General features: G+C 70.3%; 18 protein-coding genes and 1 tRNA gene. 11 read left to right on the top strand and 8 right to left on the bottom strand.

Annotated features, from left to right (window positions below; all coding sequences use genetic code 11):
* The first annotated feature begins 2 nt into the window (after positions 1 to 2).
* Genes E4P43_RS07655 through E4P43_RS07645 form a run of 3 tightly spaced genes read left to right on the top strand, consistent with a single transcriptional unit; the run spans position 3 to position 2,943 of the window.
* Positions 3 to 515 (top strand): hypothetical protein, encoded by a 513-nt coding sequence (locus tag E4P43_RS07655; RefSeq protein WP_135144859.1) that lies wholly within the window; start codon positions 3 to 5, stop codon positions 513 to 515.
* Entirely contained in the window at positions 515 to 2,398 is a 1,884-nt protein-coding gene (dnaG, locus tag E4P43_RS07650) for a DNA primase (RefSeq protein WP_135144857.1), read from the top strand. Before E4P43_RS07655 ends, dnaG begins: the two co-directional genes overlap by 1 nt.
* On the top strand, positions 2,395 to 2,943 hold the full coding sequence (locus tag E4P43_RS07645) for a hypothetical protein (RefSeq protein WP_135144855.1): 549 nt from the start codon (positions 2,395 to 2,397) through the stop codon (positions 2,941 to 2,943). Before dnaG ends, E4P43_RS07645 begins: the two co-directional genes overlap by 4 nt.
* Positions 2,944 to 2,950: 7 nt before the next feature.
* Here the strand turns inward: E4P43_RS07645 and E4P43_RS07640 are convergent, their stop codons facing one another.
* The gene (locus tag E4P43_RS07640; protein WP_113800862.1) at positions 2,951 to 3,160 is read right to left on the bottom strand and encodes a hypothetical protein; all 210 of its coding nucleotides are present in this window, start codon (positions 3,158 to 3,160) and stop codon (positions 2,951 to 2,953) included.
* 139 nt (positions 3,161 to 3,299) lie between these two features.
* Between E4P43_RS07640 and E4P43_RS07635 the strand changes: the two genes are divergently transcribed.
* A tRNA-Asn gene (locus E4P43_RS07635) sits at positions 3,300 to 3,372 on the top strand.
* A 111-nt stretch (positions 3,373 to 3,483) separates the two neighbouring features.
* Entirely contained in the window at positions 3,484 to 4,707 is a 1,224-nt protein-coding gene (locus E4P43_RS07630) for a tyrosine-type recombinase/integrase (protein ID WP_167759110.1), read from the top strand.
* A gap of 61 nt (positions 4,708 to 4,768) precedes the next feature.
* Here the strand turns inward: E4P43_RS07630 and E4P43_RS07625 are convergent, their stop codons facing one another.
* Positions 4,769 to 4,972 (bottom strand): helix-turn-helix domain-containing protein, encoded by a 204-nt coding sequence (locus E4P43_RS07625; RefSeq protein ID WP_135144853.1) that lies wholly within the window; start codon positions 4,970 to 4,972, stop codon positions 4,769 to 4,771.
* 544 nt (positions 4,973 to 5,516) lie between these two features.
* On the opposite strand from E4P43_RS07625, the gene E4P43_RS07620 reads away from it, so the two are divergent.
* Both E4P43_RS07620 and E4P43_RS07615 read left to right on the top strand, forming a co-directional pair.
* Entirely contained in the window at positions 5,517 to 6,443 is a 927-nt protein-coding gene (locus E4P43_RS07620) for a hypothetical protein (RefSeq protein WP_135144851.1), read from the top strand.
* A 6-nt stretch (positions 6,444 to 6,449) separates the two neighbouring features.
* Positions 6,450 to 6,821, top strand: coding sequence for a GntR family transcriptional regulator (locus tag E4P43_RS07615; RefSeq protein WP_135144849.1), 372 nt, complete (start codon positions 6,450 to 6,452; stop codon positions 6,819 to 6,821).
* Positions 6,822 to 7,208: 387 nt separating this feature from the next.
* On the opposite strand, the gene E4P43_RS07610 is transcribed toward E4P43_RS07615, so the two are convergent.
* On the bottom strand, positions 7,209 to 7,910 hold the full coding sequence (locus E4P43_RS07610; protein ID WP_135144848.1) for an ImmA/IrrE family metallo-endopeptidase: 702 nt from the start codon (positions 7,908 to 7,910) through the stop codon (positions 7,209 to 7,211).
* A gap of 206 nt (positions 7,911 to 8,116) precedes the next feature.
* A complete protein-coding gene (locus E4P43_RS07605) occupies positions 8,117 to 8,518 on the bottom strand; it encodes a helix-turn-helix transcriptional regulator (protein WP_167759109.1) in 402 nt (133 codons plus the stop codon).
* Between the two features lie 130 nt (positions 8,519 to 8,648).
* Between E4P43_RS07605 and E4P43_RS07600 the strand changes: the two genes are divergently transcribed.
* Positions 8,649 to 8,852 carry a hypothetical protein gene (locus E4P43_RS07600; RefSeq protein WP_135144844.1) on the top strand — a complete coding sequence of 68 codons (204 nt, stop codon included), beginning with the start codon at positions 8,649 to 8,651 and terminating at the stop codon, positions 8,850 to 8,852.
* Between the two features lie 399 nt (positions 8,853 to 9,251).
* Here the strand turns inward: E4P43_RS07600 and E4P43_RS07595 are convergent, their stop codons facing one another.
* Positions 9,252 to 10,655, bottom strand: a complete 1,404-nt coding sequence (locus E4P43_RS07595) for an SIR2 family protein (RefSeq protein ID WP_135144843.1) — start codon at positions 10,653 to 10,655, stop codon at positions 9,252 to 9,254.
* A 109-nt stretch (positions 10,656 to 10,764) separates the two neighbouring features.
* Between E4P43_RS07595 and E4P43_RS07590 the strand changes: the two genes are divergently transcribed.
* Positions 10,765 to 11,007 (top strand): helix-turn-helix domain containing protein, encoded by a 243-nt coding sequence (locus E4P43_RS07590; RefSeq protein ID WP_135144841.1) that lies wholly within the window; start codon positions 10,765 to 10,767, stop codon positions 11,005 to 11,007.
* 99 nt (positions 11,008 to 11,106) lie between these two features.
* Here E4P43_RS07590 and E4P43_RS07585 read toward each other — a convergent pair whose 3' ends face one another.
* Positions 11,107 to 11,694 (bottom strand): hypothetical protein, encoded by a 588-nt coding sequence (locus tag E4P43_RS07585; RefSeq protein WP_135144839.1) that lies wholly within the window; start codon positions 11,692 to 11,694, stop codon positions 11,107 to 11,109.
* A gap of 724 nt (positions 11,695 to 12,418) precedes the next feature.
* Between E4P43_RS07585 and E4P43_RS07580 the strand changes: the two genes are divergently transcribed.
* Positions 12,419 to 13,480 (top strand): hypothetical protein, encoded by a 1,062-nt coding sequence (locus E4P43_RS07580; RefSeq protein WP_135144837.1) that lies wholly within the window; start codon positions 12,419 to 12,421, stop codon positions 13,478 to 13,480.
* An 82-nt stretch (positions 13,481 to 13,562) separates the two neighbouring features.
* Positions 13,563 to 14,816 carry a hypothetical protein gene (locus E4P43_RS07575; RefSeq protein WP_135144835.1) on the top strand — a complete coding sequence of 418 codons (1,254 nt, stop codon included), beginning with the start codon at positions 13,563 to 13,565 and terminating at the stop codon, positions 14,814 to 14,816.
* Between the two features lie 116 nt (positions 14,817 to 14,932).
* Here E4P43_RS07575 and E4P43_RS07570 read toward each other — a convergent pair whose 3' ends face one another.
* Both E4P43_RS07570 and E4P43_RS07565 read right to left on the bottom strand, forming a co-directional pair.
* Positions 14,933 to 15,946, bottom strand: coding sequence for a tyrosine-type recombinase/integrase (locus tag E4P43_RS07570; RefSeq protein WP_135144834.1), 1,014 nt, complete (start codon positions 15,944 to 15,946; stop codon positions 14,933 to 14,935).
* Positions 15,943 to 16,767 carry a hypothetical protein gene (locus tag E4P43_RS07565; RefSeq protein WP_135144832.1) on the bottom strand — a complete coding sequence of 275 codons (825 nt, stop codon included), beginning with the start codon at positions 16,765 to 16,767 and terminating at the stop codon, positions 15,943 to 15,945. Before E4P43_RS07565 ends, E4P43_RS07570 begins: the two co-directional genes overlap by 4 nt.
* Positions 16,768 to 17,042 lie beyond the last annotated feature (275 nt).

Here is a 17,042-nt window from a genome sequence, read left to right as displayed (position 1 = left end):
CAGTGCTCGAACTGGGCAAGGCCGGCTCGGCGGGCGTGGAGAAGCGCGTCCTGCCCGTCCTCCGGAACGGCGTCGTCGTGGCCACCCTGCGCGCGCCCGGCTGGAAGGAGGCGGCCACGGCCGTCGTCGGCGACCGCGAGTGGGTGCTCGCCAAGCAGAAGCGCAGGCTCACCGGCCGGTGGGCGAGCGAGCCGGAGGACGCCGTCCGGATCAGCGCGGAGCAGACGTCGTTCTGGAGGGGCACCTGGCAGGTCGACCTGGAGGGGCTCCCGGTGCGGGCCGAGGTCGTGTCCCGCTGGAAGGGTGGCCACCGCTACCTGGCCGGGGACCGGGTGGTCGCCGAGACCGGGACCACGGGTGGCTGGTCGCCGCGGCCGACACTGACCGCAGACGACACGCTGCCGCTGGACCACCAGGTCTTCCTGCTGTGGCTGGCGCTGGTGATGAGCCGCCGCGACCAGGCCGCGGCCACCGCCGCGATCGCCGGTGGCGCCGCGGCGGCGGGAGGCAGCTGATGGCCGGGCGAGGGCGGATCCGGGCCGCCGACATCGCGCTGGTCCGCGAGCGCAGCAAGATCGACGACATCATCGGCGAGCACCTGCAGCTCAAGCGCGCCGGTGGCGGCAGCCTCAAGGGGCTGTGCCCGTTCCACGACGAGAAGTCGCCCTCGTTCCAGGTGACGCCCTCCCGCGGGCTGTACCACTGCTTCGGCTGCGGGGTCGGCGGCGACGTCATCCGCTTCGTGCAGGACATCGACCACCTGTCCTTCACCGAGGCGGTCGAGCTGCTGGCCAACCGCGCCAACATCGAGCTGAAGTACGAGGACGACGGCGGGCGACCCACCGCCGGCCCCGACCGCGCCTCGGTGGGCCAGCGCGCGCGGCTGGTCGCCGCCAACACCGCGGCCGCCGCGTTCTACGCCGAGCAGCTCACCACGCCCGAGGCGGCCCCGGCCCGGCAGTTCCTCGCCGACCGCGCGTTCGACCGCCAGGCCGCGCTGGACTTCGGCTGCGGGTACGCGCCCGGCGGCTGGGACGCGCTGACCCGGCACCTGCGGGCCAAGGGCTTCACCCAGGCGGAGCTGGTCACCGGCGGGCTGGCGAAGGAGTCCTCCCGCGGCACGCTCATCGACCCGTTCCACCGGCGGCTGGTGTGGCCGATCCGCGACATCACCGGCGACGTCATCGGCTTCGGCGCCCGCAAGCTCATGGACGACGACCCGGGCCCGAAGTACCTCAACACCCCCGAGACGCCGCTCTACAAGAAGAGCTCGGTGCTGTACGGCATCGACCGGGCCAAGCGCGACATCGCCAAGCGGCACCAGGCCGTCGTCGTCGAGGGCTACACCGACGTGATGGCCTGCCACCTCGCCGGCGTCACGACGGCGGTCGCCTCCTGCGGCACCGCCTTCGGCGCCGAGCACATCGGGGTGCTGCGCCGGCTGCTGATGGACCAGGACGAGTTCCGCGGCGAGGTCGTCTACACCTTCGACGGCGACGCGGCGGGCCAGGCGGCGGCGATGAAGACCTTCGCCGAGGACCAGCGCTTCGTGGGGCAGACGTTCGTCGCGGTCGAGCAGGAGGGACGCGATCCCTGCGAGCTGCGCCAGGAGCAGGGCGACGCCGCCGTCCGCGACCTCGTCGCCCGGCGCACCCCGCTGATCGCGTTCGTGCTGAGGACGACGCTGGCCGGCTACGACCTGGACACCGTCGAGGGCAGGGTAGCCGCGCTGGAGAAGACCGCGCCGCTGGTCGCGCAGATCAAGGACCACGCCCTGCGCCCGGCCTACGCCCGCGAGCTGGCCGGGATGATCGGCAACGTCGACGAGTCCGAGGTGCTCGAGCGCATGCGCCGGGTGTCCGGCGACGGGGGAGGGGTGCCGTCCCGCGGGCGGCCGCGCGCACCGAGGCGGACGCCGGACGACGCCGCGGTCGCCGTCGAGCGGGAGGCGGTCAAGGCCGCGCTCCAGGTGCCCGAGTACGCCGGGCCGGCCTTCGACGCCGTGCCGCCCGCCGCCTTCACCGACCCCGACTACGCCGCCGTCGCCGCGGCCGTGGCGGCTGCCGGCGGCGCGGCGAGCACGGCCGTCACCGGTCCGGCGTGGCTGGACGAGGTGGCGCAGCACTGCGAGCGGGAGAGCGCCCGGGCGCTGCTCACCGCGCTGGCGGTCGAGCCGCTGCGCTCGGTCGGCGAGGCCGACGCCGGGTACGTGAACGCCGTCGTCGCGCGCCTGCAGGAGATGGCGACGGTGCGCGAGATCGCCGGGCTCAAGGGGCGGCTGCAGCGGATGAACCCGGTCGAGGCCGGCGACGAGTACATGAAGGCCTTCAAGCAGCTGATGGACCTGGAGCAGCTGGCGATCTCCCTGCGCAAGCGCGCGGTCGGCGGGCTCGGGTGAGCCTGCTCGACGCGGTGCGGCGCCGGTTCGCCCGGCCGCCCGAGGAGGTGCGCGCCGCGCTGGCCGACCCGGACGAGCGGGTGCTCGCCTGGGGCGTGCTGGCCCGCGACGGCGGCTGGCTGGTCGCCACCTCGCGCGGGCTGCGCGTCGTCGGTGGCGCCGGGGGCATGGTGCCGTGGCACCTGGTCGGCTCCGCGCGCTGGGCGGGGACGAACGACGGCGGCGGCAGCTTCGCGGTCACGGCGCTGACGGAGGTCGAGCCGGGCGTCCAGGCCCGGGAGCCGGTGGTCCGGCACGTGCTCGCCGATGCCGGCGACCTGCCGGCGGTGGTGCGCAAGCGGGTGGACCAGACCGTGGTGACCAGCCGCCGGACCCCGCTGCCGGACCGGGGCGGGGTGCTGCTGGTCGCCCGCCGGGTGCCCGGCCAGGCCGAGCGGGAGTGGACCGTCGTGTTCGACGACGACGCCGACCGGCACGACCCGGTGGCGCGGGAGGCGGCCCGGCAGAAGCTCGCCGAGGCGCTCGCCGCCGAGCAGCCGGACTAGGACCGCGTCAGCGCGGCGGCTCGCCGCCCATGCGGGCCTTGAGCGCGGAGACGGCGTCGTCGGCGCGGGCCTGGGCCATGCCGGCCAGGCTCTGCAGGCGCGGGTCGTCCTTGGCCTGCTCCCAGCCGCGGCGGATCTGCTCGTAGCGCTCGCGTCCGGCCCGCGCACCGAGCACGTAGCCAGCACCGAAACCGGCGAGGAACGAAAGCTTGGCCACGGTGGACCTCCTGGGTGGACGCGAGGTGAACGACGATCACGCTACCTGTGGCCGGGATCGCCCCGCCGTCGGTGAGCCGTTCGCAGGGCCTCCGAGGCCGTGCGGTACTCTCGTCGGGCCAGCGGGTTCGCCCCGCTGATCCCCCGTAGCTCAATTGGCAGAGCATGCGACTGTTAATCGCAGGGTTACTGGTTCAAGTCCAGTCGGGGGAGCAGAGCGAGGCCCTGACCAGCGAAGACGCCGGTCGGGGCCTTTTCTCTTCCGAGGTGAAGGCGGAGCTGGCACTCTTTAGGCACTCATTACCGAGCGCCGGAGGTGCCCCGATGGGCCGTCCACCGCTGCCGCTGGGCACCAGCGGCAAGGTCTTGTTCGCGACCATGCCCAACGGCATGGTCAAGGCCCGGGTCAAGTTCCGCGACCACGACGGCCAGGTCCGGCTGGTGTCCAAGACCGCGGCGAGCCGGGCCGCAGCCGAGCGGGCGCTGAAGGTGGAGCTGACCGTCCGCCGTTCTCCGGGTGGGACGGGTGCGCTGACCGCAGCCTCCCGGATGGCGACGCTGGCCGACGCCTGGCTGGCTGCTGAGCACGGCTGGTCGACCGGCACCGAGCGCACCTACCGCTCGACGGTGCGCACCCAGGTGATCCCGGCGTTCGGGCAGCTGTGCCTGCGGGAGATCACCCCGGGCACCGTGAACCGGGCGCTGACCACGATCGCCCAGCGCAGTGGCCCGGGAGCGGCGAAGACGGCTCGGGCGTGCCTGTCGGGGATGTTCGCGCTGGCGATCGCGGACGGCGCGGTGACGTCCAATCCGGTGCGTGACGCCGGCGCCCGGCTGAACACGACCGCGAAGAAGGCGCCGCGGGCGCTGTCGGTGGAGGACACCGGGCGGCTGGTCGAGCTGTTCCACTCCAGCCCGCGTGCAGCCGAGCTGGACGTCCCAGACCTGGTCGACTGGATGCTCGCCACCGGTGCCCGGATCGGCGAGGCCCTGGCGCTGCGGACGGGCAAGGCGGACGGCCGGCCGCTGCTCGACCTGAACGCCGGCACGTGGGAGGTCAACGCCACCGCGGTGCGGGTGCCGAAGCAGGGGATGGTCGTGCAGCCGCGGACGAAGACCGCTGCCGGCTGGCGGATCGTCGCGGTGCCGCAGTTCGCGGTCGAAATGGTGCGCCGGCGGCTGGCCTCGCCGCTGCGGCCGGACACCGCGCTGGTGTTTCCGACGCCCGTGTCGGGCACGCTGCGGGACCCGACGAACGTCTCCACCGATCTACGCCAGCTGTTGGACGGCTTCGAGTGCGAAGCGTGCGCTGAGGTCGGCGTGCGCCCGGTGCCCGGCGGCCGACAGGTCCGGTGCACGGAGGGGCCGTGGTCGTGGGTCACCTCGCACACCTTCCGGAAGACCGTCGCCACCCGACTCGACGAAGCCGGCTTCACCCCGCGCCAGGTGGCCGACCAGCTCGGTCACGCCAACCCCTCGATGACGCTGGACGTCTACTTCGGCCGCCAGGTGGTCAGCGCCGAAGCCGCTCGCGTCCTGGGGCGGTGAGCAACGGGGGCGCCTTCGCGGATCTTTGGCACGACGGCAGGACGGCGGTCACGCTCACTGCTCAGACCGCTCGTTCCGCGCGCCCCGCCTCTGACTGTTCGAGCAGCCAGGCGGTCACGTCGGCGCGGCGGTAGACGACCCGACGCCCCAGTCGGAAGCTGTGCGGGCCGGTGCCGAGGTGCCGCCAGTACCTCAAGGTGGACACCGGTGAGCGCATGATCTGGGCGACCTCGGCGGTGGTCAGCAGGTCATCGGGGCTGTCCATGGACGAACCTCTCTGGTCGTTCCTCACGCATGCCGGTCAGGCTTGGCACTGCAAGGTAGGACCAGATGTAGACATCCTGGCGGCTCAGCGAGGGGCGTCGTCCGGCATACCGCCCGGTGGGTTGCAACAACCGCCGTTCTGGAGAAGTGGTGTCGCCTGCCTTCGTTGGCGACAAGCCGTCCTAGTGCTGTCCGGAATCGTGTCTCGAAACCGAGAGCCGTCGTTGTCTCAGCTGTGCCGGGCGCCCGGTGGCTCCCTAGGTCGAGACCATCACCTTGGTCTTCCCGACCTGCGCGCGTCACAAGCTCCCACCGCCGGCGGGTTACCGCATTCCAACCCGGACTGAGATCGTTCGCCGCTCGCGTCAGTAGGGCGACTCTCGCCTTGTCGCCGGGGACTTCGACCGCCGACCACAGTCCACGGCGGTGCTGCCGCGCAACACGCCTGCTATCGAACGTCCCCGAGTCGCACGCTCGCCTGTGTCAATGTGCTGCCTACTTGATACAGACGAACTGAGGACGGCATGTACATCTCTCCGCTGCTCGTGCTCCTGCTCCTGGTCGGCTTGGTCGCCGGCGGTGCGGCGCTGCTCATGCGCCAGTTCGCCCATGGTGAAGAAAACACGGTTCGCCGAGCGCAACGGCACGCCCAGCGAACTTCGGCGACCGCAGTAGTAGTAAGCCTCCTCGCCGCGGTGGCCGCTGCCGTCGCCGTGCTGCTGCCGGCGCCGCTGGCTCCGGCGGCTGGGCGGCCCGGGGTGGCCGCGATGATGCTGCCGCTGGCCTTCGGGGTCGCGCACACCGGTGTCATCCTGGTCGGGGAGCTGACCTGGCCCCGGCCTGGCGGGATGGTCCGGCGGGCGCGGCTGGCGCATCGAGGCCTGCTGCAGGCCCTCCCGGCCTGGTTGCTGCGAACGGCCATCGGCACGCTGGTCACCGGGATCGGGGTGATCGCGGTGGGAGCGGTGACCGACAACCGCTACGACGCCAACCGCAGCATCACCGTCTACGCCGGCAGCGGCCTGGTCGAGGGGGCGGCGTCTCCCTACGTGGGCTCGTTCTACGGCATGCCGGCGCTGGTGGGCCTGGGATGCCTGCTCGCGCTGAGCACGGCAGCACTGTGGGTCGTCGCCAACCGCCCCGCAATTGTCACCGATGACCTCGACGTCGAAGACGCCCTCCGGCGGGCATCGGCCCAGCGGGTGCTCCGCGGAGCGACCACCGCAGCGATGATCCTGGTCGCTGGCCTCGTGACCGTCAGCGGGCTGGCGGTCCGCAGCGCTGCGATCACGGCAGCCCAGGCAGCCCGCCTCGAGGACCTGCCCGTCGGCGCGGCCGCTTCGGTCCTGCCGTGGGTCGGCGGCGTGTTGGCCTTCAGCGGCCTGCTCGGCGGTGTTGCCGGCGTCGGCGTCTTCTTCATCCGGACCCGCGTCCCCGTTCCCGCCGACGAACTCGTCGACGCGAAGCGCTGACAACCCGTGGACGTCACCGTCGACCTTGCTAGCCCCACCCCTCCCTATGAGCAGATCCGCGCCCAGATCGCAGCCGCCATCGACAGTGGGCAGCTCGAGGAAGGCGCCCGGCTGCCCAGCATGAGAGCTTTGGCCGCTGACCTCGGCGTTGCCATCGGCACCGTGGCCCGGGCCTACCGCGAACTCGAAGCAGCTGGCCTGGTCGCCAGCCGACGGCGACTCGGCACCGTCGTGGCCGCCCCCTCCGTACCGGCAGCCGATGCTGGCGACGTGCGGCAGGCGGCCGCTGAACTGGCCAGTCGAGCCCACCGAGCCGGAATGAGCGAGGAGACCGCCCTGTCACTGCTGCGCGCAGCACTGGTCGCACTCCGCGCCTGACCGTGGGACCTCCGGGCGACCGGGAGTGGTCGTGGGTTGACCGAGCCCGTGGCCGCGGTCGTCAGGGCAAAGAACACCCGGCCCCAGAGGGGTCGGGCGGTAGGGACACCGAGCTTGACCCTATCGACGAGGATCCGGCCGAGGACTGAGCCGACGGCGGGGCCGCCCACCGGCGGCCCCGCCCCAGCCGTCCCGGCACCCGGCCAGCAGCAGCACCGGCCGGGTGCTGGGGCTCGCGCGGGGGTCGCGCGTGCGTCCCGCCGCTGGCGCGTCGGGACATCCGTCAGCAAGCTGCCGGCGGGCCTAACGGACCGACGCGCTCACCGGCCCCGCCACCGCCAAACAGTCCAGGTGCCGGCCGCGACTGTCGTGACACTGGGCTCAGTGTCAGGCCGCGCGCAGGCGCTGGCCGTTGAAGCGCCCTTGCTGATAGAGCAGGACGAAGTGCAGACGGCCGTTGTGGAAGGCCTGAGTCTGAAATGTCGTCATGCCCCGCTTGGTCTCGATGACGAGGTCATCGTTGTCTTCCAACAGGCCCGTTGGGGCAACGCGTTCAGCGGCTGCTATAGCTGGGTGCTCGGCCAGCACCAAGGGGCGGGCGGCGAGGTCGGTGATCGATCCGAACCGTTCGCTGAACCCCGGCGATTCGGCGCACTGGTCGTTCATCATTGGCAGGTAGGGGCCGCGAGGGACCCGGCGGGTGAAGCGGCCCAGGGTCAGGAGGGCAACCCGGTGCTGGCTCGTCGCCACATATCGGCGAATGGCCGCATGGGCTGAGGTCTGGAACTCGTTGCTCAGGTGAAGCGGCACGGCCAGGCCCGGGGCGTAGCTATCGGCCATCGTGGTGAAGCGGTCCAGGCCGAAGAGGAGTTCGGCTGAGAACGCGTTGGCTTCCCACTCCATGGCGTCGCGGGTCTCAGGGCTCAAGGTGTTGTCGTCATCGGCGTAATACGCCTGCTCCTGCCACGGAAGCACCTGATGACCAAGCTCGTGGCCGTGGACAAAGCGACGGCGGGGGAGAGCCAGCTCGGCGGTGTTGAGGTAGACCCGTTTCTCTCGGTATGCCAGGCCTCCCATGACCTTCTTCATGAGCCTGGCAACGCTGTCAGCCAACCCAGGCGGGACGTCGGCCCCAGCCAGGAAGAGCTCTTCGGCAGGTAGCAGGCCCGCTGCGGCTTCGACCGCGGCCAGCGGCGTGGGTGTCTGCGCCAGCGCGTCGGCAGCGTGGAGCGCCCCCCGCGCGTACCGGCGGATGTCCTCTAGGGAAGCGGCATGAAGCGGGGGCACGTGGGCTCTTACCTACCTCGGCTCGAGGGGCGCTTGGATCGGAGGAAAGCGATGTAGTCGAGGAGTTCGCCGCGCTCACCTTCAGTGAGCTCTTCCAGGGCGTGCATGGGAAAGCCGGCAAGGATGCCTCGCTGCGCCGTGTCGTCGCTGTGCGGGACCCGGTGGCCGGCTCGGACGAGCAGGTCGCCGTAGTCCAGGTCGTAGGCCTGGGCCAGGTGATACAGCATGTTGGGCGAGGGCTGGGTGACTGTGCCGCTCTCGATCTGGCTGAGGTAGCCGTTGGTCACGGCCTTGCCGGTGCGCTCTTCAACCGCACGCAAGCTCAGACCCAGTGCCGAACGAGCCGACTTCAAGTAGGCACCCAGGCTTTGCGATCCCGCGGACAGCGGGCTGTTGGGGGTGGCGGACACGCACGTCATCATGTCTCGCTTTGCTTAGTTGAGCAAGCGGCGCGCGCTGGGCCTTGCATCCCGGCGGGAGTGTGCTTAGCATCCTAAGCAGCGCTTGTAACGGCAGGCGCACTGATAGAACGGAGACACCATGGCCAAGGGCCACGCGCGGAGCGCGATCACCGGCCGGTACATCTCGCACGCGGCTGCCGCCCGGCACCCGCGGACGAGCGTCACCGAGTCCGGGAGCAACCGGGGTTCGGGCACGCACCACCGCTCGGCGATCACGGGTCACTTCATCTCGGGGGCGGCGGCCGCCCGGCACCCCAACACCAGCGTCACCGAGAAGAGCTGACCGCTCCAGCAAGCAGCAGGGCCCCCCGCAGTGCAAGTGCGGGGGGCCCTGCCTCGTTCAGCCCCGAAAAAGTCAGGGACAGCTGCGTGCGCTGTGCGGATACCGCCGGCGTAGGTCGATCGGGTTGGTCAAGCCTGGCCCGTGCCAGAGCTGCGGGTGCTCGACCGCCCCGCGCTCGATTGCCCGGTCACGGAGGTGCGGGAGTGCCGGTGAACAGCGTCCGATGTGACGAAGCGGCCAGTCATGGCGCTGCGGCCGCGCACTGCGCTCACCCGAAACGTGCCGGGGCTGACCTCGCGCACCGAAGTCTTCTTCGTTGACTTCACTGCTGCCTCCCTTTGCTCGCTGAGGTCACCGTAGCTGTTCTACTCGGCAACGGCAGGAAAGACGTGGCGGTCATCACTCGGCGAGGGTGGACAGCCGCCCTGCCCACTCCTCCGCCAGCTCAGTGAGCACCTGGTGCCAGGCATCCAGGTCCTGGTTCTCGAGGGGGGACGTCGCCGCTGAGCTCAGCACTGCCGTCGGAAGTGGAGGCCCGCCGGGCAAGTCCGCGACACACGGGGCAGCCACCACCGATTGCCATCGCCGGGTGCTCATTGCCTCGGAGAGATTGCGGGCCAGGATCTCCGACCGGCCCAGGCACTGCCCGGCGATCCAGGGGCTGTCATGGCCGACCGGAACCGTCCGCAGTTGCTCTGCGCCCCGGTAGAGGCGGTCGTGGGAGCTCCATCGCACGATGTGGCCGGCCCCATCGGCCAGCCACAAGGTCATGTTGGCGTCATCGCCCAGCACCGGGCGCAGGCGAGTGAGGTCGCGGGCCAGCTGGTCGGAGTGCTCCCGCTGCAGCTGCTCGAAGTCGCCCTGGATGCCGTCCCACAGGGCTCCGGCCCGCACCTTCGGCGCTAAGTAGTCCACATCGTTGAGGGCGCTCAGCTCGCGGATCGCCTGAGCGGCATCGCTGTAGTCCTGCACCAGGACCGCGGAGACCCCGATCGATGCCCACTGCGCCACCAGGGCGTCCTTGACCAGGTCGAACTGGTGCCGGGACAGTCCAAAGCTTTCGCGGGCCAAGAGGATGAAGCCCTTGTCGGGGCGGGTGGCGAGATTGAGCTCGTGCAGCCACTGTCGAATGTCGCTGTCCCGGTAGGAGGTGCCCGCCAGCAGCAGTGGTCCGCGGCTGAGGGCACTTTGCAACTCAGCGCGCTGCCAGGGCGAGGACTGGGCGCTCAGCTTGGTGAAGTCCGACAGGGTCAACACGATCTCGCCCGTGTCGACGGGATCTTGGCCCAGGTACCCATGAAGGTGGTGCACCTCAAAGGCATCCCGGGGTGCCCGGTCGTCTTCGGTGTCCCGGGCATGGACACCTGCATCGCTTCCGACCTCGTCCAGCGCATCCTGCAGCGCCCATTCGATCAGCAGGTCGAAGTTGAGCGTGAATAGGCCGACCTCGCCGACCAGACGCCCGGCGGCCAGGGACGCCACGGCAAGGTGCAGGGCAGCCGGCTCTGCCTCCCCCAGCGATGGGGGATAGAGAGCCTCGCGTACAAGCTCGAGCCAGTCATCAGCGGCCGCCTTGGCTGCTTCCGCGGCCAGGGATGGGTCCTGGCCCGCCAAGAAGGCCCGGGCGGTCTCCTCGTCATCGATCGTGCCGCTGAGCTGCAGCAGCTTGGTCGCCAGGCTGTTCCAGTCGGGCAGGCCGGCTGCGGCGGAAGCGCCGGCTCCCAGCAGGACGCTCACCTGCGCAGCGTCCGCGACCGGGCGTAGCCGCTCGAGCGTCACCAGATCGAGTTCGGCTGCGCTCACCGACTCATGCTGTCAGGGACCGCCTCGCCTCGCCGGGATGCCACCCGTCCCAGGGAGGAGATCCGGCGCTGGGTGGTCTGGCCGCTCCCGTGCTGCTCAGACTCAGGCCATGCCCTACCCGCCCCGTCCTCAGCTGCGGCCGCGTCCGGAGTTCGTCGGCACGCGGGACAGCGCGCACCCGCTCTTGCAGCGACAGCTGGAGAACTTCATCGTCACCGCCTATCGGGAGGGGCGGTCGCTGCGCGAGGTCGCCGAGCTGATCGACCGGTCCCAGACCGCCGTCCGGCGTGCGCTGGACAAGCACCAGGTGCCTCGCCGGCCGACGGGTGCCCCGCCGCTCGCGGACGGGTAACGGTCTCCCCGTAGGTGCAGGCCACGGCCAGCTGCGCTGGCTCCCTGGGCCACAACGATCCTGGCGCAGCCGCCCGGTGGCGCTGGGGACGTCGCGCCACTATGACCGCGGCGTAGTAACCGTCCCTGGCACTGTCACTGTTCGCCGCCGAGCGGCACGCCGCTCACCGCGGGTGCGCCCGCTGTCGGCGACGGTCAGCCGGATGAACTCGGCCAAGGCCTCGTCGAAGCGCTGGCCTGCCCGAGCGTGTAGTTGAGCTTGCTCGCGGCGTCCGGACTGCCACCAGGTCCGAGCAGGATGCTCCAGGAGACCAGCCATCGCCATGACCGCGTCATCAGCCGCCGCGGCCACCGCGGCCGGGGCAAGGCCCCCTACCGACAGCCAGGCGTCCATCACCTCGGCCATGTCGGTCAGGGCGTGATCCAGCGTCCTGACCATGGCCGGATAGGCGATCAGCCCGGTCACCGCTTTGCCGGGGGACAGGTGGCTGCGGTGGAGGGCTTGGAGAAGGCCCGCCCGAAGCTGGGCTTGGGCGAGCTTGACCTGCAGGACTTGATAGGTGCTTCGACGAGCTGCTCGACCAGGACGCCGCCCGATCTTCGTCTTCAGCCCCGACACGGCCTCGCGGGCGCCGGCCTGCAGCATGGACTGCATCACGGTGCTAACGGCCAGCTCGACGCCGATCACGAGCAGGTCCTGTGGTCGATCAACACCTGTCCATCCTCAGCGTTCTGATGTCCAAGGCTCTCCGGCGGCGACGGCGTAGGTGGTGGCTCGAAGCAGTCGACCTGCTCCGCAGCTGAACGACCCAGCAGGCGTCGTAGTAGAGAAGCACCCCACGGACATGACCTGGTCGGCGGGAGCGGCTCTAGGGCGTGAGGTGTGTCCGTGCCCGATCATCCGGACACGGTTGTGTCCGAGGCCGCCGGCTGGCGGGGACCATGTAGGTGAGTCCCCGCCAGCCGGCTCCAGCTCACGGGTGCGCTACTCGGAACGTTCCAGCAGCAAGGCCGCTGCCAGGACGCCGAGTAGGGACGGGTCCACCTGTGACACCGCCAGCCCGACGGTCAACGCCAGCAGCAGACGTGCCCGGAGATCCACCGCCCGGGGCATCCGGTGCGGGTGAAGGGGCCGGCTGGGTTGATACGGCTCTACGCTCATGAGGTCTCCATCTCGGGTGCCACCTGGGTCGAGGCGATCTGACGGCCCTCCGCTGCAACGGGGGGCCGTCGTCGTGTCCGCCTCGTCGAACTTCGGACGGGCACCACTCTGACCGCTCTCAGGCGCTTGAGCGAGTACTCTCGACGGTAGAGCGCGGTGGTCTTGTTCCCCCCGCATCGCTACGAGTCGCGGAGAGAGTCAGAGCGTCACAGGGGGAACAACACGTCCTATTAACGACGTTCAAAGTTGCATGAAGTCGACGACGCAGAAGGCCAGACTGACGGCGCGGCGCATCAACGTCCTGGACGGGATGCTGGGCCAGGGCACCGACCGCAATCTGGATGCAGACGCCCGTACGTGGCTCCGGCAACTGGCCACCGCCGGTGAGATGACCAGTGTTCGGATGCGGTCGGGCTTCGTGCGGGCCGACGATGCACTCACCGATGCGTCGGACAAGAAGCGTCCGGCTGTGCGAGATGGCTGGCCACCGGTCAGCATCCTGTCCTCGATACCCAACGGTGTCGCGCTGCGGACGGCGATCACCGCCCTGTTCCTCGCCCAGACCAAGAACAGAACGATCTTTCGGCGTGGGGCCATCCAGCTTCCACTGCGTGCCATCTCCGCCAAGGAGCCGGGCTGGACAGACGTCATGGTCGTCCCGGCCGTCTTCCGCTCCAGGCAAGCGGGATCAGGTTCGACGCAGCACACCCTCACGGACAACCGAGTCCGTCAGGTCCGGGACGCCCTCGACCGTCTGGACATCGAACCGAAGGTCCGACGCCGAACCAAGACCCCGATGGCAAGAGTGGGGCTGTTCGCATCTCCATCGCAGGCTGGAACGGCCCGACGTTCGCCCACTCCTGTCACGCTGTACGCAGAGACCGGCCTCCGGGTGGGGGAGCCGATCGACTGGGTGCTGCCTCAGCGTGACTACTTCGAGGTCCCGATCTCGTTCTGGACCAACGGCTGGGTGCATGCATTGACGCCTTCCGAGATCGCCAACTTCTTCATGTACCTGCACCTGGACACCACCGAGCCCTTGAGCACGGACGCTGCTGGGCACGCTGTCAACGGGTACACCCGCGGCGCCCTCTACGGCCTGACCCCCGACGCGTGGGACACCCATCAGACACTCTCGCGTTTCGGCCTCCTCGACGTCACGCCCGACCCCGAACGCAGGGACGACGGTCAGATCCCCGGCGGTGCCACGCAGCACGGGCACCTGCACCGCATCCGGGCCACTCTCGCCGGCCTCGAACAACCAGCCGTCGAAACCGTCCTCACCGCCCTACGGGCGATGGAAGACGAATGATCAAGCGCGGGTCCAGGCACACCCCTTGGGCGACTGCTCCCGCCCGCATGCCGATCGACTTCGACAGCCCGATGCTGGACCGATGACATCGAGTGGGGACCATGGCGGTGCTGCAGAGACTGCCGTCCGAGACGTCGCCGCCGCGCTGGGCCTACCTGACTTCGTCTACATCGTCCCTCGGGTCCGCAAGGGCAAGGCCGACCGCGAGGTGGGCGATGCCCTACTCATCGCCAACGGCGCTGGCGCCGTCGTCCAGGTCAAGGCCCGGCGCCCTGACGCCATGGACGACGGAAGCGGATGGTTGACCAAGCACGGGAGGAAGGCGAGCCGTCAGGCCGAGGGCAGCCGGCGGACGATCGAGGAGCAACAGCGCTCAGGCAAGCCCCTGACCGCCTTCCCCGTGCGTGTCACCAACCTCGATGAGGCGGAACGCCAGCAAGCGGGCCTCCTTCTCGACCACGACGTAAGCAGCTGGCCCACCATCATTGTGGTCGATCATCCCGGTGTGACTGGGCAGCCGGTCCCTGATCCGAGTGCCTTCTGGATCACGCTGGATGACTGGCACCAGCTGATGCGCGGCCTCCGCAGCGTGACCGCTCTCCTGAAGTACGTCCGGCGAGTGCTCGCGGCTGAGCCGCCCCTCCACGTCCCCTTGGGGCAGGAGCAGCAACGCTTCCTCGCGGTGATCGAGGCCGATGCCCGAGCTGGCGGTACGGCTGGCTGGTTGACCAGCGAGGTCTACACGGACCCGGTAGGGGCCCAGCTGTACCGAGAACTCGTGGAGCGTGTCTGGCCCAACGACCAGTCCCTGCCGGCGGTAACGCTCTCGAACTACCGCCGAGTCGTGGACTTCCTCGACGCCACGCCCCCCGGCGCCATGCCGCGCCTGGGGCGATGGCTGCTCGCCAAGCGAGCTCAGCAAGCTGAACACAACGGACACGCGAGCGGCCTCGTCATCCTGGACCAGGCGTGGGTGCTCATCTTCGCTGCAGCCACCTGGACCGAACCATCGGACGAAAGCATCTTCGACGCTGTCCTGGCAGCTCTGGCGATCGTGCGTTCGGCCGAAATCTCGACGTTCCAGGGCTACCCCGTCTCGGCCCTCGCCGTCGGACATCTCGTCGCCGAAAACCAGCACATCGATTACCGCTACGTCCTGCCGGAGGGACCTGTGGAGCCCACGCAGCGCGAGCGGTCGCTGGTGCTGCACAACTTCGGCCTCTTCGATGGGACCCAGCGCACGGTGGTGCCCTTGATCGCTGGTCCTCAGGAGCGGTGCCCGTGTGGAAGTGGACTGCTCTTCAGGGAGTGCGAGCAGAGCGTGCCCTCCTGGTGATCTTGATGTAGCGAGTACTGGACGCGGCTCCCGTCAGAGCCACCTGACTCGAGGGCTGGCTCGCCCATCACGGACACGGGCGATTCAGGAGGGGTCCAAGCGCCCGCCGTCTCTACCTACTGACGGCGGAGTGCTTGGGCGAGGGAGTAGGCGGGGGAGCGGTCGAGGTTGTGCCGGGTCCGGTCGTAGCGGCGGGTGGTGCGGGGGTCGCGGTGCCCCAGGGCATCCTGGACGTCCTGCAGTGGGATGCCGATGGCGAGGGCTTCGGTGGCGAATCCGTGGCGCAGGCTGTGCGGCTTGATGAGGTCGGCGGAGGCGATGCCGGCGGTCTTCGCGAGGCGTTTGATCAGGTCGTAGGCGGTCTTGTAGGCCAGCGGCCCACCGGTGCGGGACAGGAACATCGGCCCGCTGGTGCGCTCACCGATCAGGTCGTCGAGTGCCCGGACGGTGGCCGGGGAGAGGGCGACGGAGGCGCGCTTGCCGCCCTTGCGGCGGATGCGCAGCACGCGGTGTCCGCGGTCGTGGCGGTAGTCGGTGAGATCAGCACCCAGGGCTTCGGAGATCCGGCAGCCGGTGAACACGAGCACGGAGATCAGTGTGGCCGCACGGGGGGAGTGGGCGTCGGCGGCATCGAGCAGGGCCACGAGCTCGGCGGCGGTGAGCCCGGCGGTCGAGGACTCATCCGACACCGCCGGCCGCTCGACCTGGTCCAGAGGGGACCGCTCGAGGACGCCGAGGTCCTGGGCGTAGGCGTAGAACTTCGACAGCGCCGACAGCCGGCGGGCGATGCTGGCCGGCGACAGCGGCCGGCCCGTGCGGGCGCTGGGAGTGCGGGCGAGGTGGTCGACCCAGGCTCCGACGTGCGGGCGGGTGGCCAGCAGCGGGTGCACCCGGTACTCCGTCGGTGCGTCGACCAGGCACCAGGCGCGCCAGGCGGTGAGGTCGGCGGCGTAGGCGGTCTTGGTGTGGGCCCGCTTGCGCCCGGTGAGGAAGGCGACCACCAGCCGGTCGAAGGGGTCCAGCGCGGTGCCGGGCACCCGGGCTAGGGCCATGACGTTGCTGTGTGGGAGCTGCTCAAGGACGGCGACTACGGCGGGCACGGCGTCGTCGGCAGGCTGGATGACGGTCACTGCTCACCCTCGTGCTCGCGCTGCCACCGGACCTGTGCCTGCTCCACTTCCGCGTCCAGTTCGGCAAGGTGGCGCATGGACTCCTTCTCCGCTTCGGCGGCGTCTCGGTCCAACTGGGGGCCGTCAAAGACGGCCACCCGCTGGACTCGGCGCGGGCCGGCGAGGCTCTGCAGCGCCGTCCGGATGGCCTCGAGCTCCTTGGTGGCGTGGTGCACGGTCTTCTCCGTGGTCCACATGCGGTGCCGGAAGACGCCCCAGTCCAGCACCGACGGGGTGGTGTGGGAGACGTCGAGGGAGTCGCGATAGGTGACGGTGACGTCGTAGCGGTCGGGGAGGTCGTAGATGTCCCTGGCGCGCTCGGTGCCGACGTCCCAGAAGGTGCGCCACTCCTGCCCGGGCGCCATGAACGGGATGGTCTCGGGGAGTTGGACTTCCTGGGCGCCACCGTGCTGGTCGGTGCGCACGAGGGGTGGGGAGCAGGAGATGGTCACGTCGCGTGCCCCGGTGGTCCCCAGGTTCTGGATCACTACCTCGCTCACGTGCGGGCTCACCCGGTTGGTGACCGCGGAGACCACCACGTAGGGCTGAGCCTGCTCGCGGCGCAGCGTGCGCGCCTCTTCCAGCTGCTCCCCGGCCACGTCCAGCTGCTTACGCAGCCCGTCCACCTGCCCCTTGGCGTAGCGCGCGGCGACGATCGCCACCACCACGGTGGCCAGCGCGGCGAACGCGGCGACGCCGGCGCCGACCGCCGAGACCACGTCGGTCCACGCCGTCGGGTCCCCGGCCGGCTCGGCGGCCGCGTTGGTGCTCGCTGTCCCCATGCCTCCGGACGCTAGAGGAGGGGTCCGACAGGAATCCGCCAATAACGTCCAATATCTGCCGGTTGGTGGAGGCGCAGGGAACGACGTTATCGGGAGGCTGACCCCCTGGGACAGAGCGGGGCCGTCCCATGGACTCCAGCCACGCCGGCGGGCCGCCGATGCTCGACGGGTGAGGACATCGACACTGCTTGCGGGCTTGGTTGGCGTGGCGATCGGGGTGGCCGTTGGTCGGTCCCCGGAGCCCGTCCCCAAGCCACCCGTCCCCAAGCCACCCA

The sequence above is a fragment of the Blastococcus sp. TF02A-35 genome (assembly GCF_004571075.1).
Lineage (GTDB): Bacteria > Actinomycetota > Actinomycetes > Mycobacteriales > Geodermatophilaceae > Blastococcus.
Note: the sequence above shows the minus strand (reverse complement) of the source record. Positions and strands in the feature narration are given on the sequence as shown.

What these genes read in the sequence shown, in the direction of transcription:
- dnaG (WP_135144857.1), top strand. Translation starts at nt 515, where the DNA reads ATGGCCGGGCGAGGGCGGATCCGGGCCGCCGACATCGCGCTGGTCCGC.
- E4P43_RS07630 (WP_167759110.1), top strand. Translation starts at nt 3,484, where the DNA reads ATGGGCCGTCCACCGCTGCCGCTGGGCACCAGCGGCAAGGTCTTGTTC.
- E4P43_RS07625 (WP_135144853.1), bottom strand. Translation starts at nt 4,972, where the DNA reads ATGGACAGCCCCGATGACCTGCTGACCACCGCCGAGGTCGCCCAGATC.
- E4P43_RS07610 (WP_135144848.1), bottom strand. Translation starts at nt 7,910, where the DNA reads ATGAAGAAGGTCATGGGAGGCCTGGCATACCGAGAGAAACGGGTCTAC.
- E4P43_RS07600 (WP_135144844.1), top strand. Translation starts at nt 8,649, where the DNA reads ATGGCCAAGGGCCACGCGCGGAGCGCGATCACCGGCCGGTACATCTCG.
- E4P43_RS07590 (WP_135144841.1), top strand. Translation starts at nt 10,765, where the DNA reads ATGCCCTACCCGCCCCGTCCTCAGCTGCGGCCGCGTCCGGAGTTCGTC.
- E4P43_RS07580 (WP_135144837.1), top strand. Translation starts at nt 12,419, where the DNA reads ATGAAGTCGACGACGCAGAAGGCCAGACTGACGGCGCGGCGCATCAAC.
- E4P43_RS07575 (WP_135144835.1), top strand. Translation starts at nt 13,563, where the DNA reads ATGACATCGAGTGGGGACCATGGCGGTGCTGCAGAGACTGCCGTCCGA.
- E4P43_RS07565 (WP_135144832.1), bottom strand. Translation starts at nt 16,767, where the DNA reads ATGGGGACAGCGAGCACCAACGCGGCCGCCGAGCCGGCCGGGGACCCG.